The following is a 24,521-nucleotide window of genomic DNA, read 5'->3' on the forward strand; positions in this document are numbered from 1 at the left end:
TCCCCCCGCCTCCCTACCATGGACGTACTGCATCCATCCCAGGCTGTGCAGAACCGTCTGTCCACAGCCTGGAGGTGCCTGTAGCCAAAATGTGCCGACGACCGAACAATCGGTAGGTGAGGCGCATCACGCCGCGCGCCTCTTTTGCCGCTCCCACGAGGAGTCCGCTTCCCCCAGGAGGTGCCGTCATGACGGTCATGGAGCAGCGGGGCGCCTACCGGCCCACCCCGCCCCCCGCTTGGCAGCCCAGGACCGACCCCGCGCCGCTGCTGCCGGACGCGGAGCCCTACCGCGTTCTGGGCACCGGCGCCGCCGACAAGGTCGACCCGGAGCTGCTGCGGCGGCTCTACGCGGAGCTCGTGCGCGGCCGTCGGTACAACACGCAGGCGACGGCGCTGACCAAGCAGGGCAGGCTCGCGGTCTATCCCTCCAGCACCGGGCAGGAGGCGTGCGAGATCGCAGCCGCCCTCGCCCTGGAGGAGCGGGACTGGCTCTTTCCCAGTTACCGGGACACGCTCGCCGTGGTCGCCCGCGGCCTCGATCCCGCGAGCGCGCTGACGCTGCTGCGCGGCGACTGGCACACCGGGTACGACCCGCGCGAGCATCGCACAGCGCCGCTGAGCACCCCTCTTGCGACGCAGCTCCCGCACGCCGTGGGCCTCGCGCACGCGGCCCGGCTCAAGGGCGACGGCGTGGTCGCGCTCGCCATGGTCGGTGACGGCGGCACCAGCGAGGGCGACTTCCACGAGGCGCTGAACTTCGCGGCGGTGTGGCAGGCCCCCGTCGTCTTCCTCGTGCAGAACAACGGCTTCGCGATCTCCGTGCCGCTCGCCAAGCAGACCGCGGCCCCGTCCCTGGCCCACAAGGCCGTGGGGTACGGCATTCCGGGACGCCTGGTCGACGGCAACGACGCGGCGGCGATGCACGAGGTGCTGAGCGAAGCGGTCGCCCGCGCGCGTGAGGGTGGCGGCCCGACGCTCGTCGAGGCGGTCACGTACCGCATGGAGGCGCACACCAACGCCGACGATGCCACGCGCTACCGGCGGGACACCGATGTCGACGCCTGGCGCGACCACGACCCGATCCTGCTCATGGAGCGGGAACTGACGGAGCGCGGACTTCTGGACGACGACATGAAGCGGCAGGCGGGCGAGGACGCCGAGGCCATGGCCGCCGACCTGCGCGCGCACATGAACCAGGAGCCCGTGCTCGATCCCATGGACCTCTTCACGCACGTGTACGCCGAGCAGACCTCCCAGCTCAGGGAGCAGGCGGCACAGCTGCGGGCCGAGCTCGAAGTGGCCTCGGAAGAGGCGGAGGAGGAAGCCCGATGACCACGGTCGCGGCGAAGCCGGTCACCAAACCGGCCACCATGGCGCAGGCGCTCGGGCGCGCGCTGCGGGACTCGATGGCCGAGGACCCGTCCGTCCACGTCCTCGGAGAGGACGTCGGAGCGCTCGGCGGTGTCTTCAGGGTCACCGACGGGCTCGCCGCCGAGTTCGGCGAGGACCGCTGCACCGACACGCCCCTCGCCGAGGCCGGCATCCTCGGCACGGCGGTCGGCATGGCGATGTACGGACTGCGGCCGGTCGTCGAGATGCAGTTCGACGCCTTCGCGTACCCCGCCTTCGAGCAGCTGATCTCGCACGTGGCGCGGATGCGGAACCGCACGCGGGGCGCGATGCCGCTGCCCATCACCGTGCGCGTGCCCTACGGCGGCGGCATCGGCGGCGTCGAGCACCACAGCGATTCCTCCGAGGCGTACTACATGGCGACGCCCGGCCTCCACGTCGTCACGCCCGCCACCGTGTCCGACGCGTACGGGCTGCTGCGCGCCTCCATCGCCTCCGACGACCCCGTCGTCTTCCTTGAGCCGAAGCGGCTGTACTGGTCGAAGGCCGACTGGAACCCGGACGCCCCGCGGACCGTTGAACCGATAGGCCGCGCGGTCGTGCGGCGCTCCGGACACAGCGCCACGCTCATCACGTACGGGCCGTCCGTGCCCGTCTGCCTGGAGGCGGCCGAGGCGGCCCGCGCCGAGGGCTGGGACCTCGAAGTGGTCGACCTGCGCTCCCTGGTGCCGTTCGACGACGAGACGGTCGCCGCGTCCGTGCGGCGGACCGGACGGGCCGTCGTCGTCCACGAGTCCGGCGGCTTCGGCGGCCCCGGCGGCGAGATCGCCGCGCGTGTCACCGAGCGGTGCTTCCACCACTTGGAGGCGCCGGTGCTGCGGGTCGCGGGCTTCGACATCCCGTATCCGCCGCCGATGCTGGAGAAGCACCATCTCCCGGGCGTCGACCGGATCCTGGACGCGGTCGCGCGGTTGCAGTGGGAGGCGGACAGCTGATGGCCCAGGTCCTTGAATTCAAGCTGCCCGACCTAGGGGAAGGGCTGACGGAGGCGGAAGTCGTCCGCTGGCTCGTCGAGGTCGGCGACGTCGTGACCGTGGACCAGCCGGTCGTCGAGGTCGAGACGGCCAAGGCGATGGTCGAGGTGCCGTGCCCCTACGGAGGCGTGGTCACGGCCCGATTCGGCGAGGAGGGAACGGAACTTCCGGTGGGCGCGCCGCTGTTGACGGTGGCGGTGGGTGCGGAGTCCGGCGGGGCGGTGTCGGGCGGGGCGCCCGAGGAGCCCGCCGATCGGGCCCTGCAGACGGCCGCGGAGCGCGCTGCCGCGGAGCAGGCCGCCGAGGAGTCCTCCGGGAACGTGCTGGTCGGGTACGGGACGGCTGCGGCGCCTGCGCGGCGGCGTCGGGTGCGGGCCGCGCGGGTCTCCGCCCCGCCGACTTCGGCCTCCCCGGCTTCGGCCCCGCCAGCTTCCCCCTCCCCGGCATCTAGCCCGTCGGCTTCGGCCCCGTCGGCTTCCACCCCGCCGGCGCCCAACCCGTCGGCTCCCACACCCTCTGCACCCACACCCTCTGCACCCACCCCGCCTGCTTCGGCTTCCGCTTCCGCTTCCGACGGGCCGGTTCCGGTGATCTCCCCGCTCGTGCGCAAGCTGGCGCGGGAGAACGGCGTGGATCTGCGCGGCCTGGTGGGGTCCGGGCCGGACGGGCTGATCCTGCGGGCCGACGTCGACGCTGCCGTCGAGGCGCGCCGGGCGGTGGCGCAGGCCGGGACGTCCGACGACGAACGTGCGCGGGCGCTCAAGGCGGCCGCCAGGGAGGACGACGAGCTGATCCGTGCAGGGCGTCACGAGGCGCGGCAGAGCGTGGAGGCCGGAGAGGAGCCGCGCAGGACGGGTCTCGAGTCGCGGCACTCACTGACCGGGCTCCGTGGCCTCATCGCCGACAAGATGTCCCGCAGTCGCCGTGAGATACCGGAGGCGACCTGCTGGGTCGACGCCGACGCGACCGAGCTGCTGGCGGCCCGCAAGGCCGTGAACGACGCGATGACGGACCGCGACGGCCAGAAGGTGTCGCTCCTCGCGCTCCTCGCGCGGATCAGCGTGGCCGCCCTGACCCGCTTCCCGGCGCTCAACTCCGCCGTGGACATGGAGGCGCGTGAGGTGCGGCAGTTCGCCGACATCCACCTCGGCTTCGCCGCGCAGACCCCGCGCGGCCTGGTCGTCCCCGTGGTACGGCACTCCCAGGCGCGGTCGACCGATTCGATTAACGCGGAGCTGATACGGCTCACGGAGTCCGCGCGCGCGGGAACGCTCACGCCGGGGGAGCTCACCGGAGGCACCTTCACGCTCAACAACTACGGCGTGTTCGGGGTCGACGGCTCCACGCCGATCATCAACCACCCCGAAGCGGCCATGCTCGGCGTGGGCCGCATAGTGCCCAAGCCGTGGGTGCACCAGGGCGAGTTGGCCGTGCGGCACGTCGTGCAGTTGTCGCTCACCTTCGACCACCGGGTGTGCGACGGCGGCACGGCGGGTGGCTTCCTGCGGTACGTGGCGGACTGTGTCGAGCAGCCGACAGTGTTGCTGCGGTCGGTATGAGGCCATGAGCCATGAGCCATGAGCCATGAGCCATGAGGCGATGAGTCATGAGGCATGAGGCCAAGAGGTGGGGAGGCGTGGAGGCCAAGAGGCACGGAGGCCTCCCGGGGGGCGTGACGTAAGTCCCCTGCCCGTGGGGCCCTTCGCGGGGGTGTCAATGATCCTTCGTATGCCCATACTCGGGGTGTGACCACGAAAGAGGGCGGCCCGTACGACGCCGTCGTGCTCGCCGGGGGCGGCGCCGCCCGCCTCGGTGGCGCGGACAAACCGGGGGTGCGGGTCGGCGGCCGTGCGCTGATCGACCGGGTGCTCGCGGCCTGCTCCGGCGCCGGTACGACCGTCGTGGTGGCCGCGCCCCGGCCGACCGTGCGCCCTGTCGTCTGGGCACGCGAGGAGCCCGCGGGCGGCGGCCCTCTGGCCGCGCTCGACGCGGGGCTCGCGCGCACGACGGCGGAGCGGGTGGTCGTGCTCTCCGCCGACCTGCCGTTCCTGGGCGAACAGACCGTGTGCCGTCTCCTCGGCGCGCTCGCCGGGAGCGGCGCGGACGGCGCGGTCCTCACCGACCCCGACGGCCGCGACCAGCCACTCGTCGCGGCCTACCGGCGTGACGCACTCCTGCGGGAGATCGCCGCGCTCGGCGGGCGGGACAGCCGCGAGGCTGGCGGGCTCACCGGATTGCCGCTGCGGCGGCTCACCGGGCGGCTCGCCCTCACCCGGGTCGCCGACCCCCTCGCCGCTTTCGACTGCGACACCTGGGACGACATCGCCTCCGCCCGGGCGCGGATCAGGGAGCATGGCAACGTGTTGGATGAATGGATTTCCGCAGTCAAGGACGAGCTGGGCATCGAGCTCGACGTCGACACCGGCGCCCTCCTGGACCTCGCTCGCGACGCCGCGCACGGCGTGGCCAGGCCCGCGGCACCGCTGACCACGTTCCTCGTCGGGTACGCGGCGGCGCAGGCCGCGGCGCGCGGCGGGGCGGCCGGCGGTGCCGAGGCGGTGGCCGAGGCGACGCGCAAGGCCGTGGCTCTCGCGGCCCGCTGGACGGACGAGGACCAGCAGGACGCGAAGCCCGGCTCCCCGCAGCCTGGATCCCAGAAGCCCGACCCCCAGAAGCCCGACCCCCCGCAGCCGGGCACCCCGCAACCCGGCTCCGCGCCCGGTACGCCTCCGGATGCCGGATGACCGGGCAGCCCGCGTCGGACGCCGAGCTCGACGAGGCCCTCGCCCTGGTGAACGGGCACCGTGACGCCCACGCCCACGACGCCCACGACGCCCACGCCCACGGAAACCCCGCGCACCGGCCGCCGTCGGCCCCGGCGCCGACTCGACCCGCCCCAGCGACCCCGCCCTCCAAGACCGCCCCGGCATCCATCCCCGCCGCCCGCGACACCACCTCCTGGCCCGCCGCCCGCGCCCGCGCCGAGCGGGCCGCCCCCGGGCCCGGCACCGAGCCCGTCGAGGTACCGCTGCACGGGGCCCTCGGCCTGATCCTCGCCGCGCCGCTCACCGCCCTCACGGACCTGCCCTCCTTCGACACCTCGGCGATGGACGGCTGGGTCGTCGGCGGCCCCGGCCCCTGGACCGTACGGGCCGACGGGATCCTCGCCGGACATGCCAGGCCGGACGCCCTCTCCGACGGTGAGGCGGTCCGTATCGCGACGGGCGCCCGCATCCCGCAGGACGCCACCGCCGTGCTGCGCAGCGAGCACGGCAGGACCGACGACAACGGCAGGCTGCACGCCCTGCGCGACGTGATCACCGGCCAGGACATCAGGCCGCGCGGCCAGGAGTGCCGCTCCGGCGAGCACCTCCTGCCCGCCGGCGCCCTGGTGACCCCCGCGGTGCTCGGTCTCGCCGCGGCCGCCGGATACGACGCCCTGCCGGTGTTCCGCAGGCCCCGCGCCGAAGTGCTCGTCCTGGGCGACGAGTTGCTGACGGACGGTCTTCCGCGCGACGGGCTCATCCGGGACGCGCTCGGCCCGATGCTGCCGCCCTGGCTGCACGCGCTGGGCGCCGAAGTGGCCGCTGTCCGGCGGCTCGGTGACGACGCCGAAGCCCTCCACGACGCGATCACCTCGTCGACCGCCGACCTGATCGTCACGACGGGCGGCACCGCGTCGGGACCGGTCGACCACGTGCACCCCATCCTGCGCCGGATCGGCGCCGAACTGCTCGTGGACGGTGTCGCGGTGCGCCCCGGGCACCCCATGCTGCTGGCCCGCGTCGGGGCGGGGCGGCACCTCGTCGGCCTGCCCGGCAACCCGCTCGCCGCCGTGTCCGGCCTGCTCACGCTGGCCGAGCCCCTGCTGCGTACGCTCTCCGGCCGTGCGGCGGGCTGCGGCGGTCCCGCCACGTACACCGCTCCCCTGCGCGACGGCGTCCAGGGACACCCGCACGACACCCGCCTCGTCCCTGTCGCCCTGCGCGCCGAGCGTGCCGTGCCGCTGCACTTCAACGGCCCCGCGATGCTGCGCGGGATCGCGGCGGCCGACGGGCTCGCCGTCGTGCCGCCCGGCGGGGCGCGGGCGGGCAGGGAGCTCGAGGTCCTCGACCTGCCGTGGGCCGTTCCCGAGGTGGGCACCGGAACGGGCGCGGGCGCGGCTTTGTACGGTGGTCCGATTGACGGGGGCCAAGCCGAGGACAGCGCAGGTTCCGGAGCCGGAGCCGGAGCTGAAGCTGGAGCTGGATCCGAAGTCGGCAAGGGACCCGAAGGCGGCAAGGGATCCGAAGGTGGCAAGGGATCCGGGGCCGGAGTCGGTACCGGATCCGGGGCCGGCCCCGTGGTGGGGGCTGGGCCCGGGGATGGGGCAGTCGTAGACGGCGAGGAGCGTTTCACGTGAAACTTCCCGGGCATGACGCCATGGCGCGTCACCCCGAAGAGCAGCACACGACATACCGCATCAAACTGCCCCAGCGTACGGTCGAGCGTCCGTTGCGCCAGGTCACCCGCCGTCTCGCGATGGCGCTGTTCGTGCTGGCCCTGACGACGTTCATCGTGTACATCGACCGCGACGGCTACCACGACAACTCGGACAACCGCGTCGACTTCCTCGATGCCGCGTACTACGCGACGGTCACGCTCTCGACCACGGGATACGGCGACATCGTCCCGTACAGCGACAGCGCGCGGCTCACCAACATTCTTCTGATCACGCCGTTGCGCGTGCTCTTCCTGATCATCCTGGTCGGCACCACTCTCGAAGTGCTCACGGAACGGACGCGCGAGGAATGGCGTCTGTCCCGCTGGAGGTCCAACTTGCGTGAACACACTGTTGTCGTCGGCTTCGGTACGAAGGGTCGTTCCGCGATCCAGACGGTCTGCGCGACCGGTCTGAAGCCGGAGCAGATCGTGGTGGTCGACCCCAGCGCGAAGGTGATCGACGCGGCCACGGCAGAGGGGTTCGCGGGTGTCATCGGCGACGCGACGCGCAGCGATGTGCTGCTCCGCGCTGAGGTGCAGCGGGCCCGCCAGATCATCATCGCGACGCAGCGCGACGACACGGCGGTGCTGGTCGCGCTCACCGCCCGTCAGTTGAACCGCGGCGCGAAGATCGTGGCGGCGGTGCGGGAAGAGGAGAACGCTCCGCTGCTCCGTCAGTCCGGCGCGGACGCCGTGATCACCAGCGCCAGCGCGGCCGGCCGACTGCTCGGTCTCTCCGTGCTGAGCCCGAGCGCGGGCATGGTCATGGAGGACCTGATCCAGCAGGGCAGCGGCCTCGACCTCGTCGAACGCCCGGTCATAAAGGCCGAGGTGGGACTGAATGTGCGGGAGACGGACGACCTGGTGGTGAGCGTCGTACGAGGGCATCGCGTGCTCGGGTACGACGATCCGGCCGTCGGCAAGCTGGAGTTGACGGACCGCCTGATCACGATCGTACGAGCGTCACCCACCACAGCGGTCGCCCCGGACATCAAGCCCCTGCGCCCGAGCTGATCCCGGCAGGGAGGGGGCGGCCCGCGTAACGGGCGGCTTCCACCCCCGGCTCTCCCGCCCGGCTTCCACCCCCGGCTCTCCCGCCCGGCTCTCCCGCCCGGCTTCCACCCCCGGCTCTCCCGCCCGGCTCTCCCGCCCGGCTCCCACGCCCGGCCCTTCGCCCCGTACGCGAGTAGCCTCGCCAGCATGTATGCGATCACGATCCCCGAACCCGGTGGCCCCGAAGCGCTCGTCTGGGCCGAGGTCCCCGATCCCGTGCCCGGCGAGGGCGAGGTGCTCGTCGAGGTCACGGCGAGCGCCGTCAACCGCGCCGATCTGCTGCAGCGGCAGGGCTTCTACAACCCGCCGCCCGGCGCCTCCCCGTACCCCGGCCTGGAGTGCTCAGGACGCATCACCGCGCTCGGCCCCGGCGTCTCCGGCTGGTCGGTCGGCGACGAGGTGTGCGCGCTGCTCTCCGGCGGCGGCTACGCGGAGCAGGTCGTCGTCCCGGCGGGCCAGCTGCTGCCCGTGCCCGACGGCGTCGACCTCGTCACGGCGGCCGCGCTGCCCGAGGTCACCTCGACCGTGTGGTCCAACGTCTTCATGATCGCCCACCTCAGGCCCGGCGAGACGCTGCTCGCGCACGGCGGTTCGAGCGGCATCGGCACCATGGCCATCCAGCTCGCCAAGGCCGTCGGCGCGAAGGTCGCCGTCACGGCGGGCAGCAAGGAGAAGCTGGCGTTCTGTGGCGACCTCGGGGCCGACGTCCTCATCAACTACCGCGAGCAGGACTTCGTCGAGGAGATCGAGCGGGCCACGGACGGGGCCGGCGCGGACGTCATCCTCGACAACATGGGCGCGAAGTACCTCGACCGCAACGTGCGCGCCCTCGCCGTCAACGGCCGCCTCGCCATCATCGGCATGCAGGGCGGCGCCAAGGGCGAGCTGAACATCGGCGCGCTGCTCACCAAGCGGGCCGCCGTCACCGCCACGTCGCTGCGCGCCCGCCCGGCCGCCGAGAAGGCGTCGATCATCGCGGCCGTAGGGGAGCACGTGTGGCCGTTGATCGGCGGGGGCCACGTGCGGCCCATCGTGGACCGGACCGTGCCGATGCGGGACGCGGCGGCGGCGCACCGGGTCCTGGAGGAGAGCAGTCACATCGGCAAGGTGCTGCTGACGCGGTAGCGGACGGCGGCGGCCGGCAGGCAGGGCAGTGCCCCCGCCGCAGACCTGCGGCGCGGGGCCCCCGGCCCCCACCGCCCCGTCGCCCCACCAGCGCACCGCCCCCCAACCCCACCGCCCCCAGTCCCACCACCCCACCTCGGCCCCACCGCCCCACCCCGGCCGAGATGCCGGACATGCCCCCTCATGTGACGCTGTTCCCGTGAAGGCTTCCTGGGCGAGCCGCCGCGCGGCCCCCGCGATCACCCTGGTCGGCGCAGCGTTCCTCGCGGCCCTGACCGCACACGCCCCCGCCCCCGCCGCGCACGCCACCGTCACCACCGTCGAAGAGACCCCCCGCGCCGGAAGCGCCGCCGGTGAGGGCCGCGAGCGGCCCGGAGGCGTTCAGCCGCCCGTCCTGGACCCGACGCCCGTGCCCCACACGCCGCCGGTCGCCCCGCCCCCGCGGCAGCCGAGGCCGACCCCCGCGGCCCACCGGGACACCGCGTCCGACCCCACCGAACGTGCCCCGGTCGGCCCCGTGCTGCCCAACCTCCGCGTCCTCCCCCTCGGCGGCGGGCTCGTCCTCGTCGGACTCGGACTCGGCTTCCTGGGGCTGCGGCTGCGCCGCGGCTGAGGGTGGATCAGGCGCGTATGGGGGCACCACCGATGTGTGACGTACGGGTGCGAGAGAATGGCGGCATGGAGATGCCGAGGAACGAACGGTCGTCGGAGAGCCCCCAGGTCCTGGTCGTGGGCCAGGACGGAATGGCTCTCGGTGGCGGCGGAGACGACGAATCCCGCGAGGTCCCGGTGACCGAGATGGTCGAACAGCCGGCCAAGGTGATGCGCATCGGCAGCATGATCAAGCAGCTGCTGGAGGAGGTGCGGGCGGCTCCTCTCGACGAGGCGAGCCGGGTCCGTCTCAAGGAGATCCACGCCAGCTCGGTCAAGGAACTCGAGGACGGCCTCGCCCCCGAGCTGGTCGAGGAGCTGGAGCGGCTCTCCCTGCCCTTCACCGAGGAGGCGACGCCGAGCGACGCGGAGCTGCGGATCGCGCAGGCCCAGCTGGTCGGCTGGCTGGAGGGCCTCTTCCACGGGATCCAGACGACACTGTTCGCGCAGCAGATGGCGGCGCGGGCCCAGCTGGAGTCCATGCGGCGGGCGCTGCCGCCGGGCGTGGGCGGCGGCGAGGAGGAGGACGAGGGCGGCGGCCTCGCGGGCCGCACGGGCGGCCCCTACCTGTAACGCGCGGTACGCAAAGGGGCTCGGCACGCGGGACGCGTACCGAGCCCTTCGGCGTAAGAAGACCGCCCGAGCCGGGACTAAGCCGGATTGCCCGATGACACGTCGAACTGGATCTCCAGGTTCTTCGGGTCGACCTCCGTGCCTTCCTTCGGGGTCTGCCGCATGACGGTGTCCTCGCCGTACGCGTTCTCGTCGACCTTGCGCTTGTCGTGCTGCCAGCCGGCCGCCTGAAGGCAGGACAGGACCGATTTCCAGTCCTTGAACGTGAAGTCAGGGACCTTGATCTTTTCCTCGTCGTTGTAGCCGACCTCGGGCTCGGTGCACTTCTCGGTCTCGATCACCATCGACCGGTCGGGCCCCTTGTGACCGGCGACCGGCTGCTTCGACTTGTCGTCGGTGGCTTCCTTGCCCTCGTCGCCGCCGCTGAGCGTCAGAGCGGTGATCAGGCCGCCGATGGCGATGAGCGCGACGACGATCGAGCCGACGATCACCGGCATGTTCCGCTTGCCGCCCCCCGAGCCGCCCGAACCGCCCGAACCGACCGACGAGGCAGCCGTGGCGGGCTGTGGCGAGAGGTTGTACGGCGGCGGGGTGTGCGCGCCCTGCTGCTGCGGGGCGTACGCGTTGACGGGCGGCGGGGTCTGGTAGCCGCTCTGCTGCGGGTAGCCGTAGCCCGGCGTGGGTGCGGGGGCCGGAGTGGCGGGGCCGTAGGAACCCGGCTGGTAGGGCGTCTGGACGGCGCCGCTCTGCGGCAGCGACGTGTCGACCGGCGGGAAGACCGCCGAGCCGACGCCCGCGCCGCTCGCGGTCTGCGCGCCCGGCACGATGCTGGGGGCCGCCGCCTGGAAGGACTGGGCGACGCGCAGGCACTCGTCGCGCATGGCCTCGGCGGTCGGGAAACGCTCGTTCGGGTTCTTCTTCAGCGCACGGGCGACGATCGCGTCCACGGCCGGCGGCAGGGAGCGGTTGATCGAGGACGGAGCGACGGGCTCCTCCTGGACGTGCGCGTACGCGATAGCGAGCGGCGAGTCCGCCTCGAACGGCAGTCGGCCGGTGGTCAGCTGGAACAGCATGATGCCGACCGAGTAGAGGTCGGAACGGGCGTCGACGCCGCGGCCAAGCGCCTGCTCCGGGGAGAGGTACTGCGGGGTGCCGACGACCATGCCGGTCTGCGTCATGGAGGTGACGCCGGACTGCATGGCGCGGGCGATGCCAAAGTCCATGACCTTGACGACGTTGCGCTTGGTCATCATGACGTTGCCGGGCTTGATGTCGCGGTGGACCAGGCCCATCTCGTGGCTGATCTCCAGGGCCGCGAGGACGTCAGCGGTGATCTTCAGCGCCTGGTCGGTCGGCATCGCGCCGAACTGCGTGACGGAGGCGTCGAGCACCGAGCCGAGCGGCTTGCCCTCGACGTACTCCATGACGATGTACGGCATCGTCGTGCCGTCGAGCTCGTCCTCACCGGTGTCGAAGACCGACACGATGTTCGTGTGCGTGAGCTTCGCCACCGACTGGGCCTCGCGGCGGAAGCGCTCGCGGAAGGACTGTTCGCGGCCGAGCTCGGTGTGAAGTGTCTTGATGGCGACCTGGCGGTCAAGCACCGTGTCGTACGCGAGATGCACGGACGCCATGCCGCCCTCGCCGAGCAGATCGCGCAGTTGGTAGCGGCCACCGGCCAGCGAACGCCCCGCGTACCGCCCCTGTGCGCCGTCCTGGCTGCTCATCTCGTGCGTCCCCCATCGGCGCGGCTGCCGGACGGCTCCGCGGCTGCTGATCGATAACCGCTATTCCAGGCCAAGTCTGCCCCAGGACGATGACGCGTCAAGCTCGGTGCCCGTTCCGTGACCGTACGCGCAAGAAGCGTCTCGGAAGCGTTACAAGTTTGCGCACGGGACCCCCGGGCGGCTTTGATGTCCGGTCCACCTCGGACCGGCGGGGGGCGCGAAGGCTGTAGCGTGGCCGACTGAGTACCCGGTATCTCCACGTACTCGGCACCAAGTACCACGACCAGAAACGACGGCGAGGACTGATGGCACAGACGCAGCGCGCTCAGGGCCCGTCCGACCCCGAGGCGACTGGCGGCGGTATGTCAGACGCGCCTGAATTGTGGGGGAACGGCGGGCTCGTCGGAGACGGCCGGTACCGGCTGACCCACAGACTCGGCCGGGGCGGCATGGCCGAGGTCTTCGCGGCCGAAGACGTACGTCTCGGCCGTACGGTCGCGGTCAAGCTGCTCCGCTCCGACCTCGCGGAGGACCCGGTCTCCAAGGCGCGTTTCACGCGTGAGGCGCAGTCCGTCGCCGGTCTCAACCACCACGCTGTGGTGGCGGTGTACGACTCCGGTGAAGACGCCGTCGGGCCGAACGTCGTCCCGTACATCGTCATGGAGATCGTCGAGGGCCGGACGATCCGCGATCTGCTGATCAACGCGGAGGCGCCGGGTCCGGAGCAGGCGCTGATCATCGTGTCGGGCGTCCTCGAAGCCCTGGCCTATTCGCACCAGCACGGCATCGTGCACCGTGACATCAAGCCCGCGAACGTGATCATCACCAACACCGGTGCGGTGAAGGTGATGGACTTCGGCATCGCGCGCGCCCTGCACGGCGCGCAGTCGACGATGACGCAGACCGGCATGGTCATGGGCACGCCCCAGTACCTCTCGCCGGAGCAGGCGCTCGGCAAGGCCGTCGACCACCGCTCCGACCTGTACGCGACGGGCTGTCTCCTCTACGAGCTGCTCGCCCTGCGGCCCCCGTTCACCGGTGAGACGCCGCTCTCCGTCGTGTACCAGCACGTCCAGGACCAGGCCGTGCCGCCGTCCGAGGTCTCGGACGCGGCGCCGCCGGAGCTGGACGGGCTCGTCATGCGCTCCCTCGCGAAGGACCCGGACGACCGGTTCCAGACCGCCGAGGAGATGCGCGGCCTGGTCCAGTACGGGCTGCAGATGCTCAGCGAGCAGGGCAGCCACACGGGGACCTGGAACACCGGCCCCGTGGCGATGCACGAGGGCGGCAACACCCCGGCCATGGGTGTCGGGGGCACCACGGCGATGGCGCACCCGGACTCCGGTACCGCGCAGATCCCGAGCCCGATGCTGCGTCCGCCGGGCGACGACGGCGGCTTCGACGGCGGGCCGCGCGGCGGCAAGGGCGGCCGCGGCAAGATGTGGCTCTTCGCCGTGCTCGCGATCATCGCGATCGCGGTGGGCGTCGCGTTCGCGCTGAACGCGAGCGGCAAGAAGGACCAGAAGGACCCGCCGAAGACTCCGGCGACGAAGCAGTCGCAGTCGAAGGAGCCGAGCAAGAGCGCGGACGACGAGACGCAGGACGAGACGTCGGACCCGGACACGGGCACGGGCGGCGAGACGGACTACACCGAGCCGACGAACCGGCCGACGAACCCGACGTACCCGACGACGCGTCCGACGACGCCCACCGGGAACCCGACGACGCCGACCGGTGATCCGTCCACGCCGACCGGCGATCCGACGACGCCCACCAAGGACCCGACCGAGCCGACGAGCGACCCGACCGATCCCGGTGGGGACGACGAGGGCGCGGGCAACGGCGGCGCCGACGGCGAAGGGGCCTGAGCCGCCGGCCGGACGCTGCCGGTCGCTGCCGGACGGCTGTCTACAGGATGTGCTGCAGCTGGCGGTCGTGGCCGGTGTGCAGCGTGTGGACCGTGGTGAACTGCGGCTCTATCCGCATGTAGACCGGGTCGAAGAGCTCGCCGTCCACGTAGTGCGGGGTGGGCCCGAAGAGTTCGAGCTCCGCGTTGCTCGGCTCGACCCGGTCGCAGACGCCGACGAGCTGGACGGTCCACTGGCCGTCCTTCGCGCTCGCCACATTGAGGTTGTCCGCGCCGTACGCGACGACGCTGCCGACGCAGGCCTGGTGGTAGCCGTATCCCTTGTGCATGCGGAGCAGGACCTTCCCGTCCACGACGATGTGCCGTGCCGCGGCGAGGAAGGGCAGCGCGCGCATGCTGGTCGCCACCCGGCCGTAGTCGGTGCGGCGGAGCAGTTCGAAGGCGAGCCGTTCGTCGGTGGGCATGCACCCACCTTGGTTCATCGACAGGGCGTCGGAAAAGGGGATCCCGCCCCCATCAACGGAGGACGTAAGTCCCTGAACCGGCGGGTTCCCCTGTCCGTCGCGCCCCCGCGTGCGTCAGTGCTGCTTCTCCGCCTGCATGCGTGCCACGTACGCCGCGGCCTGGGAGCGCCGCTCCATGCCCAGCTTGGACAGCAGGCTGGAGACGTAGTTCTTGATCGTCTTCTCGGCGAGGTGCAGCCGCTCGCCGATCACGCGGTTGGTCAGGCCCTCGCCGATCAGGTCGAGGATCTTCCGCTCCTGCTCGGTGAGGTTGGCCAGGCGGTCGTCGCCCTTGGCGTTGTTGCCGTCGCGCAGCCGCTCCAGGACCCGGGCCGTCGCGACGGGGTCGAGCAGGGACTTTCCCGCGGCTACGTCGCGCACGGCCGTGAGGAGCTCATTGCCGCGGATGGCCTTGAGGACATAGCCGGAGGCGCCGGCCATGATCGCGTCGAAAAGGGCCTCGTCGTCGGCGAACGAAGTGAGCATCAGGCATTTGATGTCCTCGTTCTGCGAACGGATCTCGCGGCACACCTCGACACCGCTGCCGTCCGGCAGGCGCACGTCGAGCACCGCCACGTCCGGACGGGTCGCGGGGATCCTGACCAGGGCGTCCGCCGCGGTGCCCGCCTCGCCGACCACCTCGATGTCGGCTTCCACGGACAGCAGCTCATGGACTCCACGCCGGACCACTTCATGGTCGTCGAGGAGAAAAACCGTAATTTTTCCATCTTCGCGCACGGGGCCAGTCTCACACACGATCTCTTTGCGTGCCTGTGCGGAACCCTTCGGAACCCTTCCCGTCCCCGGGGTGGCCGGGATAACGTGCCGGTGTTCCGGCCCCCTGCCAGGCTGTGATCAGTGCTGTGACCAGGAAGTGTTCCCGGTTTTCTCGGTCTACTCGGAAATCCGAGTATGTCGACTGACTGACCGTTTACTTGGAAATCCAAGCAAATTCGCAGGTCAGATGGGGTTTCACAGAAATGGGAAGCACTGGGTAACGTGCTTTGAGCAGGGCGCTCGCCGGGGCACCTGTCACGCCTGTTCCCGGCTGAGTCGCACCCACCCCGTGCGCGGGCACGGACCAGGCGAGCCGTACTGGTTTTCCCGGTAACCCCCGGGGGCCGGACCGACGGAGGAGCACACGTGACCGTGGAGAGCACCGCCGCGCGCAAACCGCGCCGCAGCAGTACCGGCGGCGGCAAGCGCGCAAGCGCCAAGAAGCCCGCGCCGCAGAAAAGCACCGAGCCCGAGCTCGTCCAGTTGCTGACGCCCGAGGGCAAGCGGGTCAAGGACGCGAAGAACGCGGTGTACGACGCGTACGTCGCGGACATCACCGCGGAGGAGCTGCGCGCTCTCTACCGCGACATGGTCCTCACCCGCCGCTTCGACGCCGAGGCCACCGCTCTGCAGCGCCAGGGCGAGCTGGGCCTGTGGGCGTCGCTGCTCGGCCAGGAGGCCGCCCAGATCGGTTCGGGCCGCGCCACCCGCGACGACGACTACGTCTTCCCCACCTACCGCGAGCACGGCGTCGCCTGGTGCCGCGGGGTGGACCCGACGAACCTGCTCGGCATGTTCCGCGGCGTGAACAACGGCGGCTGGGACCCGAACAGCAACAACTTCCACCTGTACACGATCGTCATCGGCTCGCAGACGCTGCACGCCACCGGTTACGCGATGGGCGTGGCCAAGGACGGCGCGGACTCGGCCGTGATCGCGTACTTCGGGGACGGCGCCTCCAGCCAGGGCGACGTCGCCGAATCGTTCACCTTCTCCGCGGTCTACAACGCCCCCGTCGTGTTCTTCTGCCAGAACAACCAGTGGGCGATCTCCGAGCCCACCGAGAAGCAGACCCGGGTGCCGCTCTACCAGCGCGCGCAGGGCTACGGCTTCCCCGGCGTACGGGTCGACGGCAACGACGTCCTGGCCTGTCTCGCGGTCACCAAGTGGGCGCTGGAGCGCGCCCGCGCGGGCGAGGGACCGGCGCTGATCGAGGCGTTCACGTACCGCATGGGTGCGCACACCACCTCCGACGACCCGACCAAGTACCGGAACGACGACGAGCGGGTGGCCTGGGAGGCAAAGGACCCGATCCTGCGGCTGCGGGCGTACCTGGAGTCCGAAGGTCACGCGGATGAGGGATTCTTCGCGGAACTCGACGACGAGAGCGAAGCGTTGGGCAAGCGAGTGCGAGAGGTGGTGCGGGCGATGCCGGATCCGGATCTGATGGCGATCTTCGAGAACGCCTATGCCGACGGGCACGCCCTCGTGGACGAGGAGCGCGCCCAGTTCGCCGCCTACCAGGCGTCGTTCGCGGACGCCCCCGCGGCCGGGGAGGTCAAGTAACCATGGCTGTCCAGAAACTTCCCATCGCCAAGGCGATCAACGAATCCCTGCGCACCGCGCTGGAGAACGACCCCAAGGTCCTCATCATGGGTGAGGACGTCGGCAAGCTCGGCGGTGTCTTCCGGGTGACCGACGGACTGCAGAAGGACTTCGGCGAGGAGCGGGTCATCGACACCCCGCTCGCCGAGTCCGGCATCGTGGGCACGGCCATTGGCCTCGCCCTGCGGGGTTACCGCCCCGTCGTGGAGATCCAGTTCGACGGCTTCGTCTTCCCCGCGTACGACCAGATCGTCACGCAGCTCGCGAAGATGCACGCCCGCGCGCTCGGCAAGATCAAGATGCCGGTCGTCATCCGCATTCCCTACGGCGGCGGCATCGGCGCGGTCGAGCACCACAGCGAGTCGCCCGAGGCGCTCTTCGCGCACGTCGCGGGCCTCAAGGTGGTCTCTCCCTCGAACTCGGCGGACGCCTACTGGATGATGCAGCAGGCCATCCAGAGCGACGACCCGGTGATCTTCTTCGAGCCGAAGCGGCGCTACTGGGACAAGGGCGAGGTCGACAAGGAGGCCATCCCCGGCCCCCTCCACAAGGCCACCGTCGCCCGCGAGGGCACCGACCTCACGCTCGCCGCGTACGGCCCGATGGTGAAGGTCTGTCTGGAGGCGGCCGCGGCCGCCGAGGAAGAGGGCAAGTCCCTGGAGGTCGTCGACCTGCGCTCCATGTCGCCCATCGACTTCGACTCCGTGCAGGCGTCCGTCGAGAAGACGAGGCGGCTCGTCGTCGTCCACGAGGCCCCGGTCTTCCTGGGCACGGGCGCGGAGATCGCGGCACGCATCACCGAGCGGTGCTTCTACCACCTGGAGGCGCCCGTGCTGCGGGTCGGCGGCTATCACGCCCCGTACCCGCCGGCGCGCCTCGAGGAGGAGTACCTGCCGGGCCTCGACCGGGTGCTCGACGCCGTCGACCGCTCGCTGGCGTACTGAGGGAGAGGGTCGTGACGATGACGACAGACACTGCTCTTGCCGAGTTCAAGATGCCCGACGTGGGCGAGGGGCTCACCGAGGCCGAGATCCTCAAGTGGTACGTGCAGCCCGGTGACACGGTCACCGACGGCCAGGTCGTGTGCGAGGTCGAGACGGCCAAGGCCGCCGTCGAACTCCCCATTCCGTTCAACGGCGTCGTACGGGAGCTGCGGTTCCCCGAGGGCACCACGGTCGACGTCGGCCAGGTGATCATCGCGGTCGACGTGTCGGGCGGGGCGGGCGGAGGTGCCCCGGCGACGGCCGAGCAGGCGACGGTGCCCGAGCCGGCGACGGCCGTGGAGCCGGTGGCGGCCGCCGAGCCCGAGCCCGAGGCCGCCGCTCCGGAGGGCCGCAAGCCCGTCCTCGTCGGGTACGGGGTCGCCGAGTCCTCCACCAAGCGACGGGCCCGCAAGCCCGCCGCGTCGGAGGCTCCCGCCGCTCCCGCTGCTGCCGCCGCCGAGCCGGTGGCGCAGGCGGCGCCGGCGGTCGCGGCGCCGCAGTCCCCGCCCCTGAACGGGCACAACGGCGTCCGGCCGCTCGCCAAGCCGCCGGTCCGCAAGCTCGCCAAGGACCTCGGCGTGGACCTCGCGACGATCACGCCGTCCGGGCCCGACGGGATCATCACCCGCGAGGACGTGCACGCGGCGGTGGCCCCGGCCCCGGCCGCCGCACCCGCCCCGCAGGCGCCCGAGGCGACGGAGGCGCCCGCTGCCGCGGCGCCGTCCCCCGTGGTCGGCACGGACGCCCGCGAGACCCGCATCCCGGTCAAGGGCGTCCGCAAGGCCACCGCGCAGGCGATGGTCGGCTCGGCGTTCACGGCGCCGCACGTCACGGAGTTCGTGACGATCGACGTCACGCGGACGATGAAGCTGGTCGAGGAGTTGAAGCAGGACAAGGCGTTCGAGGGGCTGCGGGTCAACCCGCTGCTGCTCATCTCCAAGGCCCTGCTCGTGGCGATCAAGCGGAACCCGGACGTCAACGCGGCCTGGGACGAAGCGAACCAGGAGATCGTCCAGAAGCACTACGTGAACCTGGGCATCGCCGCGGCCACCCCGCGCGGTCTGATCGTGCCGAACATCAAGGACGCGCACGCCAGGACCCTGCCCGAACTGGCGGAGTCGCTCGGCGAGTTGGTCTCCACGGCCCGCGCGGGCAAGACCTCGCCCGGCGCCATGCAGGGCGGCACGGTCACGATCACGAACGTCGGCGTCTTCGGCGTCGACACGGGCACGCCGATCCTGAACCCCGGCGAGTCCGCGATCCTCGCGGTCGGCGCGATCAAGCTCCAGCCGTGGGTCCACAAGGGCAAGGTGAAGCCCCGCCAGGTGACGACGCTCGCGTTGTCCTTCGACCACCGCCTGGTGGACGGGGAGCTCGGCTCGAAGGTGCTCGCCGATGTGGCGGCCATCCTGGAGCAGCCGAAGCGGCTCATGACCTGGGCGTAAGCACCGGAGCGCAGAAGAGGGCCCCGCCGCGACATCGCGGCGGGGCCCTCTTCTCGTACTACCGGTCCTCGTGCTGCCAGGACGGCGTTACGCCACCTTGAAGCCGTAGTCCATCAGCTTCTTGGCGTCTTTGGTGCGGTTGTTCAGCGAGGAAGAGGTCAGGACCGTGCCGATGACCGTCTTGCCGTTGCGGGTCGCCGCGAAGACGAGGCAGTACTTCGCCTCGGGGCCGGAGCCCGTCTTCACGCCGATGGCGCCGCGGTAGGAACCGAGGAGGTTGTTCGTGTTCGTCCACGACATGTTGCGGTAGCCACCGGACTTCGTGGTGACCTTCTGCGTCGTCGACTTCGTCTTCACGACCGTACGGAACGTGGAGTACTTCATCGCGTTGCTGGCAAGCTTCGTCAGGTCGCGCGGCGTCGAGTAGTTGGCGCCGTGCCCGATGCCGTCGAACGAGTCGAAGTGCGTGTTCCGCATGCCGAGCGTCCGGGCGGTCGAGTTCATCTGGCCGATGAAGTTCTGCACGCGCTTGGCGCGGGTCGAGCCCTTGCCGAACTTGTCCGCGAGCGCGTACGCGGCGTCGCAGCCGGACGGCAGCATCAGCCCGTACAGGAGCTGGCGGACGGTGACCTTGTCGCCGACGATCAGGCGGGCCGACGAGGCGTAGTTGTTGCGGACGATGTAGTCGCTGTACGCCTTGTCGACCTTGACCTTGGAGTTCAGGTTCAGGTTCCGCTGGCCGAGCACCACGCGTGCCGTCATGATCTTCGTGGTGGAGCCGGTGGAACGGCGGGTGTCGGCGGACTTCGTGAAGAGGCTCTTCCCCGTGGCGTTGTTCATCACATAGCCGCCCTTGGCGACGATGGACGGCTTCGGAGGTGCGGCCGCGTGGGCCGGGCTGGTGAGGGCGCCGCCGGCGAGCATCGCGCTCGCGGTGACGAGGACGGCGGTCGCGCGACGTGCGCCCTTGATGCCGGTATTCAAGTCAAGTGCTCCAAATGCCCCTGGGCTGCGGCTGCATGAGGGTGCCGCTCACACATTAGACGCACGAGAGGGGCCGATGGATGTGCTGATGTGCCAGGGAAATTCGGCGGCCGCTCCGAGGTACCCGCTCCGAGGTGCCCGCGACGCGGCAACCGCGCCGGGGAGCCGGCGCCGGAGCGCCCCCGCCGGAGCGCCCACGCCGGAGCGCCCACGCCCCCGTGCCCGCCATGTGGACAGTGGTACCTCTGTATACCTGTTGTATCTATGCTGTGCGCATGCCGGCTCCCGCTCTCACCGCAGACACTCCCGCCAAGCGTCCCCCCGCCGCCGAGCGCGTCTACGCGCACGTCAAGCGAGCCGTCCTGGAGCGCCGTTACGAAGGCGGCACGCTCCTCACCGAGGGCGAGCTCGCCGAGGCCGTGGGGGTGTCCCGCACCCCCGTGCGCGAGGCGCTCCTGAAGCTGGAGGTCGAGGGGTTGCTGCGGCTCTACCCGAAGAAGGGCGCACTCGTGCTGCCCGTCTCGGCGCAGGAGATCACGGACGTCGTCGAGACGCGGCTGCTGGTCGAGACGCACTCCGTCCGCAAGGCGGTGCCCGCGCCCGCGGGCCTGATCGGCCGCCTGGAGGAACTCCTCGCCCGGCAGCGCGCGCAGGCCGCCGCCGGTGACCTCGCCGGTGCCGCCGTCACCGACCGCTGCTTCCACGCGGAGATCGTGCGCAGCGGCGGCAACGAGATCCTGTCCCGCCTCTACGACCAGCTGCGCGACCGGCAGCTGCGGATGGGCGTCGCCGTGATGCACTCGCACCCCGACCGGATCGCGAAGACCCTCGCCGAGCACGAGGAGATCCTCGACGCGCTGCGCCGCGGCGACGCGGACGCGGCGGTCGCCGTGGTCACCCGGCACGTCGGCTGGTTCCAGAACCTGGCGCGGGGCGAGGTCCGATGAGCTCCGCCACCTCCCCCGAGCCCCTTCCCGGCGATCCTTCCCCAAGCTCTGAAGGAGCCGGAGGAGACCCCGTTGGCGGCAGGAAGGCCGTCCTCGTCTGGTCCATCGGCGTCGCCGTCTACTTCGTCGCCGTCATCTTCCGGACGTCGCTCGGCGTCGCGGGCCTCGACGCCGCGGACCGCTTCCACGTCAACGCGTCGGCGCTGTCGACCTTCTCCATACTCCAGCTGCTCGTCTACGCGGGCATGCAGATACCCGTCGGCCTGATGGTCGACCGGCTCGGCACCAAGAAGGTGCTGACCATCGGAGTGGTCCTCTTCACGATCGGGCAGCTCGGCTTCGCCTTCTCGCCCTCGTACGGCATGGCGCTCGTCTCGCGCGCCCTGCTCGGCTGCGGTGACGCGCTGACCTTCATCAGCGTCCTGCGGCTCGGCACCCGCTGGTTCCCGGCCCGGCGCGGCCCGATGGTCGCCCAGCTCGCGGGCCTCGTCGGCATGGCCGGCAACCTCGTCTCGACGCTCGTCCTGGCCCGGCTGCTGCACTCCGTCGGCTGGACGGCCGCCTTCGCCGGCAGCGCGCTGTGCGGTGTCGTCGTCCTCGTCCTCATGTCGCTGTTCCTGAAGGACCACCCCGAGGGCCACGAGCCGGAACCGGTCCGGCACACCGGCGCCGCCTACGTCCGCAAGCAGATCGCCCTGTCCTGGCGGGAGCCCGGCACCCGGCTCGGCCTGTGGGTGCACTTCACGACGCAGTTCCCCGCGATGGTGTTCCTGCTGCTGTGGGGCCTGCCGTTCCTCGTCGAGGCGCAGGGCCTGTCCCGTGCGGCGGCCGGTGAACTGCTCACGCTGGTCGTGCTGTCCAACATGGTCATCGGCCTCGTCTACGGCCAGATCGTGGCCCGGCACCACGCCGCGCGCCTCCCGCTGGCCCTCGGCACCATCGGGACGACGGCGGCGGCCTGGGGCGGGACGCTCGCCTACCCGGGCGACCACGCGCCGATGTGGCTGCTGATCGTCCTGTGCGCGGTTCTCGGCGCCTGCGGTCCCGCCTCCATGATCGGCTTCGACTTCGCGCGGCCCGCGAACCCGCCGGAGCGGCAGGGCACGGCGTCGGGCATCACCAACATGGGCGGCTTCATCGCCTCCATGACGACCCTGCTGGCGATCGGCGTGCTGCTCGACGCGACCGGCGACAACTACCGGATCGCGTTCTCCGCCGTCTTCGTCCTGGAGGCGCTCGGCCTCACCCAGATCCTGCGGCTCAAGTCGCGGGCCGTGCGCAGGGAACGGGAGCGGTTGGTCTCCAGCCGGGTCGAGGCCGTGCACGTACCTGTGTGAGCCGCCCGGGCTGAACAGCACGACATCACGGCATCACGAGGTCACGAGGTCACGAGGTCACGACGTCACGGCGTCACCGCGAAGTTGCGCAGGATCGCGTCCGCCAGGTCGTGGTCGCCCTCGGCCTTGACGCGGTCCGCGACGGACGCGTACGTCACGCGGCCGCAGGCGAGTCTGAAGTACGTCTCCCAGTCGAGGCCGAGGGTGGCGAGCGGGCCCAGCGAGGGCGCGTTGTCGACGGTGCCCTTGCCGTCGGCGTCGATGCGGACCGTGCGCAGGAACTCGACGGGCCCGCTGACGTCGAAGACGACCGCCGAGTTCGCGGGGGCGCCGGCCTTCTCGCCGACGACCTTCGGGAGGCCCTTGAGGAGCAGGTCCCGTGCGACGTACGCCCCGGGGGAGTCGAGGTTGCCGGGCTTGCGCAGGGTCGTGCGGAGGTCCTGCTCGTGCACCCACACGTCGAAGGCCCGCAGCCGCATGGCCAGTTCGAGGGTCTGCTCGGTGCCGAGGGGGCCGCGGATCTTGGTGGAGGGTTCCCGCGACTCGTTCCGCAGCTGCCGGGAGCGGCGGATGATCGTGTACTCCAGCTCGGAGGTCATCTCCGGTGCGGTGTGGTGGCGCCGCACGTCGACCTGCATCTCCATGTACCGCTGGCCCTCGGTCTGTACGTGGAACAGGTCGCGGGGCAGGGTGTGGATCGGGCGGGGGTCGCCCAGCATCTCGCAGTCCAGGCCTATGACATGGGAGACGATGTCGCGCACCGACCAGCCGGGGCAGGGGGTGGCCCAGTTCCACTCCCCCTCGGCGAGCGGCGACACCAGCTCGGATATCGCTTCGACGGAGTGCGTCCAGGCATCGGCGTAGGTTTGCAGGCTGGGATGGAGACTCACGGGACCCCTTGCGGTTGTACGCGGGCGGTGGGTGTCTGAGACGTTAAGTTACGCTGCCCGCAGGCACCCCGGCAGTGCTTTCGTGTGACGATCGTAGGCCCGTGTTGCCGACTCGAATGCCAGGACGGTGGTAGTGTGCGCGCCTCTCTCATCCAGATCGCCGTAGACGAGGACGAACCGGTCAATTCCCGCAGGTCGCGGGTGGCTTCACTGGTACGTGAAGTGAGTGCGCGGGACCGGTCGGATCTGGTCGTTCTCCCCGAACTGTGGACCACGGGCGCCTTCGCCTACGAGTCCTTCGCGGACGAGGCGGAGCCTCTGGAAGGTCCGACGTACGAGGCCATGTCGAAGGCCGCGAGCGAGGCGGGCGTCTGGCTGCACGCGGGCTCGATCCCCGAGCGCGACCCCGACGGTCCGCTCTACAACACCTCGCTCGTCTTCTCCCCGGCCGGTGAACTCGCCGCCGCCTACCGGAAGATCCACCGCTTCGGCTTCGACAAGGGCGAGGCCGTCATGATGGCGGCCGGCTCCGAGCTGGCGACCTTCCGCACGCAGGACGCCACGTTCGGCCTCGCGACCTGTTACGACCTGCGCTTCCCGGAGCTGTTCCGCGGGCTGGTCGACGCGGGCGCCGAGATGTTCGTGGTGCCCGCGGGGTGGCCCGCGCGGCGCCGGGAGCACTGGCTGCTGTTCGCGCGGGCGCGGGCGGTCGAGGACCAGGTGTACGTGCTGGCGTGCGGTACGGGTGGGGAGCACGCGGGGGTTCCGCAGGCGGGGCACAGTGTCGTCGTCGACCCGTGGGGTGAGGTTCTCGCGGAGGCGGGTGACGGTGAGGAGGTCCTCACGGTCGAGCTCGATCCCGGGAGGGTCTCGGCGACGCGCGAGCAGTTTCCGGCGCTGAAGGACCGTCTGCTCGGGCAGGCCCCGCCGCCGCGTCCCTGAAGCGCGGCTGCGCCGGGCCTCCCGTCGGCGGGGTGCCTCTCCGTCCCGGTTCACGGCCCCGAGTTCGTCGTGGCTGGTCGCGCAGTTCCCCGCGCCCCTTGAACGCGGCTCCGCCGCGGTCCTCGGGCGGGGCTGCCGGGTTCGCGGCCGCGGGTTCGTCGTGGCTGGTCGCGCAGTTCCCCGCGCCCCCTGAGCGCGGCTCCGCCGGTGTCCGTTGAACGCCGCCGCGTCACGGCCCCTTGAA

20 protein-coding genes and 1 pseudogene are annotated in these 24,521 nt (G+C 71.3%); 16 read left to right on the top strand and 5 right to left on the bottom strand.

Annotated elements, in window-relative coordinates:
* Window positions 1-188 precede the first annotated feature (188 nt).
* The 9 genes and pseudogenes from pdhA (AC07DO_RS12440) (at window position 189) to AC07DO_RS12480 (ending at window position 10,270) form a co-directional block, all read left to right on the top strand.
* Entirely contained in the window at window positions 189-1,334 is a 1,146-nt protein-coding gene (pdhA, locus tag AC07DO_RS12440) for a pyruvate dehydrogenase (acetyl-transferring) E1 component subunit alpha (protein ID WP_479059037.1), read from the top strand.
* Window positions 1,331-2,347: an alpha-ketoacid dehydrogenase subunit beta gene (locus tag AC07DO_RS12445; RefSeq protein WP_479059039.1), complete on the top strand. Its 1,017-nt coding sequence runs from the start codon at window positions 1,331-1,333 to the stop codon at window positions 2,345-2,347. The genes pdhA (AC07DO_RS12440) and AC07DO_RS12445 overlap by 4 nt, the downstream gene beginning before the upstream one ends.
* Window positions 2,347-3,945 carry a dihydrolipoamide acetyltransferase family protein gene (locus AC07DO_RS12450; protein WP_479059040.1) on the top strand — a complete coding sequence of 533 codons (1,599 nt, stop codon included), beginning with the start codon at window positions 2,347-2,349 and terminating at the stop codon, window positions 3,943-3,945. The genes AC07DO_RS12445 and AC07DO_RS12450 overlap by 1 nt, the downstream gene beginning before the upstream one ends.
* A 186-nt stretch (window positions 3,946-4,131) precedes the next feature.
* On the top strand, window positions 4,132-5,130 hold the full coding sequence (locus AC07DO_RS12455; RefSeq protein ID WP_479059041.1) for an NTP transferase domain-containing protein: 999 nt from the start codon (window positions 4,132-4,134) through the stop codon (window positions 5,128-5,130).
* Window positions 5,127-6,527 (top strand): annotated as a pseudogene (locus AC07DO_RS12460) (molybdopterin molybdotransferase MoeA); the annotation flags it as partial. The gene AC07DO_RS12455 and the pseudogene AC07DO_RS12460, both read left to right, overlap by 4 nt.
* A gap of 257 nt (window positions 6,528-6,784) precedes the next feature.
* The gene (locus AC07DO_RS12465) at window positions 6,785-7,882 is read left to right on the top strand and encodes a potassium channel family protein (protein ID WP_479059042.1); all 1,098 of its coding nucleotides are present in this window, start codon (window positions 6,785-6,787) and stop codon (window positions 7,880-7,882) included.
* 186 nt (window positions 7,883-8,068) lie between these two features.
* The gene (locus AC07DO_RS12470; RefSeq protein WP_479059044.1) at window positions 8,069-9,046 is read left to right on the top strand and encodes an NAD(P)H-quinone oxidoreductase; all 978 of its coding nucleotides are present in this window, start codon (window positions 8,069-8,071) and stop codon (window positions 9,044-9,046) included.
* A 199-nt stretch (window positions 9,047-9,245) separates the two neighbouring features.
* Window positions 9,246-9,659, top strand: coding sequence for a hypothetical protein (locus AC07DO_RS12475; RefSeq protein WP_479059045.1), 414 nt, complete (start codon window positions 9,246-9,248; stop codon window positions 9,657-9,659).
* Window positions 9,660-9,724: 65 nt separating this feature from the next.
* Entirely contained in the window at window positions 9,725-10,270 is a 546-nt protein-coding gene (locus AC07DO_RS12480; protein WP_479059046.1) for a bacterial proteasome activator family protein, read from the top strand.
* A 77-nt stretch (window positions 10,271-10,347) separates the two neighbouring features.
* Here the strand turns inward: AC07DO_RS12480 and AC07DO_RS12485 are convergent, their stop codons facing one another.
* Window positions 10,348-11,997, bottom strand: a complete 1,650-nt coding sequence (locus AC07DO_RS12485; protein WP_479059047.1) for a protein kinase domain-containing protein — start codon at window positions 11,995-11,997, stop codon at window positions 10,348-10,350.
* A 305-nt stretch (window positions 11,998-12,302) separates the two neighbouring features.
* Between AC07DO_RS12485 and AC07DO_RS12490 the strand changes: the two genes are divergently transcribed.
* Window positions 12,303-13,865 (top strand): protein kinase domain-containing protein, encoded by a 1,563-nt coding sequence (locus AC07DO_RS12490; RefSeq protein ID WP_479059049.1) that lies wholly within the window; start codon window positions 12,303-12,305, stop codon window positions 13,863-13,865.
* Window positions 13,866-13,905: 40 nt separating this feature from the next.
* Here the strand turns inward: AC07DO_RS12490 and AC07DO_RS12495 are convergent, their stop codons facing one another.
* Both AC07DO_RS12495 and AC07DO_RS12500 read right to left on the bottom strand, forming a co-directional pair.
* A complete protein-coding gene (locus tag AC07DO_RS12495; protein WP_479059051.1) occupies window positions 13,906-14,328 on the bottom strand; it encodes a pyridoxamine 5'-phosphate oxidase family protein in 423 nt (140 codons plus the stop codon).
* A 114-nt stretch (window positions 14,329-14,442) separates the two neighbouring features.
* Window positions 14,443-15,105 carry a response regulator gene (locus AC07DO_RS12500; protein WP_150185148.1) on the bottom strand — a complete coding sequence of 221 codons (663 nt, stop codon included), beginning with the start codon at window positions 15,103-15,105 and terminating at the stop codon, window positions 14,443-14,445.
* Between the two features lie 405 nt (window positions 15,106-15,510).
* On the opposite strand from AC07DO_RS12500, the gene pdhA (AC07DO_RS12505) reads away from it, so the two are divergent.
* The 3 genes from pdhA (AC07DO_RS12505) to AC07DO_RS12515 are packed head-to-tail and all read left to right on the top strand — an operon-like array spanning window position 15,511 to window position 19,177.
* On the top strand, window positions 15,511-16,710 hold the full coding sequence (gene pdhA, locus AC07DO_RS12505; protein ID WP_479059052.1) for a pyruvate dehydrogenase (acetyl-transferring) E1 component subunit alpha: 1,200 nt from the start codon (window positions 15,511-15,513) through the stop codon (window positions 16,708-16,710).
* A 2-nt stretch (window positions 16,711-16,712) separates the two neighbouring features.
* Window positions 16,713-17,693: an alpha-ketoacid dehydrogenase subunit beta gene (locus AC07DO_RS12510; protein ID WP_479059053.1), complete on the top strand. Its 981-nt coding sequence runs from the start codon at window positions 16,713-16,715 to the stop codon at window positions 17,691-17,693.
* 11 nt (window positions 17,694-17,704) lie between these two features.
* A complete protein-coding gene (locus AC07DO_RS12515; RefSeq protein WP_479059054.1) occupies window positions 17,705-19,177 on the top strand; it encodes a dihydrolipoamide acetyltransferase family protein in 1,473 nt (490 codons plus the stop codon).
* Between the two features lie 87 nt (window positions 19,178-19,264).
* Here the strand turns inward: AC07DO_RS12515 and AC07DO_RS12520 are convergent, their stop codons facing one another.
* Complete coding sequence (locus AC07DO_RS12520) at window positions 19,265-20,161, bottom strand: D-alanyl-D-alanine carboxypeptidase family protein (protein WP_479059055.1); 897 nt, start codon at window positions 20,159-20,161, stop codon at window positions 19,265-19,267.
* 275 nt (window positions 20,162-20,436) lie between these two features.
* Here AC07DO_RS12520 and AC07DO_RS12525 point away from each other — a divergent pair, with 275 nt between their 5' ends.
* Both AC07DO_RS12525 and AC07DO_RS12530 read left to right on the top strand, forming a co-directional pair.
* Window positions 20,437-21,108: a GntR family transcriptional regulator gene (locus AC07DO_RS12525; protein WP_479059056.1), complete on the top strand. Its 672-nt coding sequence runs from the start codon at window positions 20,437-20,439 to the stop codon at window positions 21,106-21,108.
* Window positions 21,105-22,445, top strand: coding sequence for an MFS transporter (locus tag AC07DO_RS12530; protein ID WP_479059058.1), 1,341 nt, complete (start codon window positions 21,105-21,107; stop codon window positions 22,443-22,445). Before AC07DO_RS12525 ends, AC07DO_RS12530 begins: the two co-directional genes overlap by 4 nt.
* A gap of 65 nt (window positions 22,446-22,510) precedes the next feature.
* Here AC07DO_RS12530 and AC07DO_RS12535 read toward each other — a convergent pair whose 3' ends face one another.
* A complete protein-coding gene (locus AC07DO_RS12535) occupies window positions 22,511-23,335 on the bottom strand; it encodes a maleylpyruvate isomerase family mycothiol-dependent enzyme (protein ID WP_479059059.1) in 825 nt (274 codons plus the stop codon).
* Window positions 23,336-23,470: 135 nt separating this feature from the next.
* On the opposite strand from AC07DO_RS12535, the gene AC07DO_RS12540 reads away from it, so the two are divergent.
* Window positions 23,471-24,277, top strand: a complete 807-nt coding sequence (locus AC07DO_RS12540) for a carbon-nitrogen family hydrolase (protein ID WP_479059061.1) — start codon at window positions 23,471-23,473, stop codon at window positions 24,275-24,277.
* Window positions 24,278-24,521 lie beyond the last annotated feature (244 nt).

This window comes from Streptomyces sp. NPDC045678 (assembly GCF_056432085.1).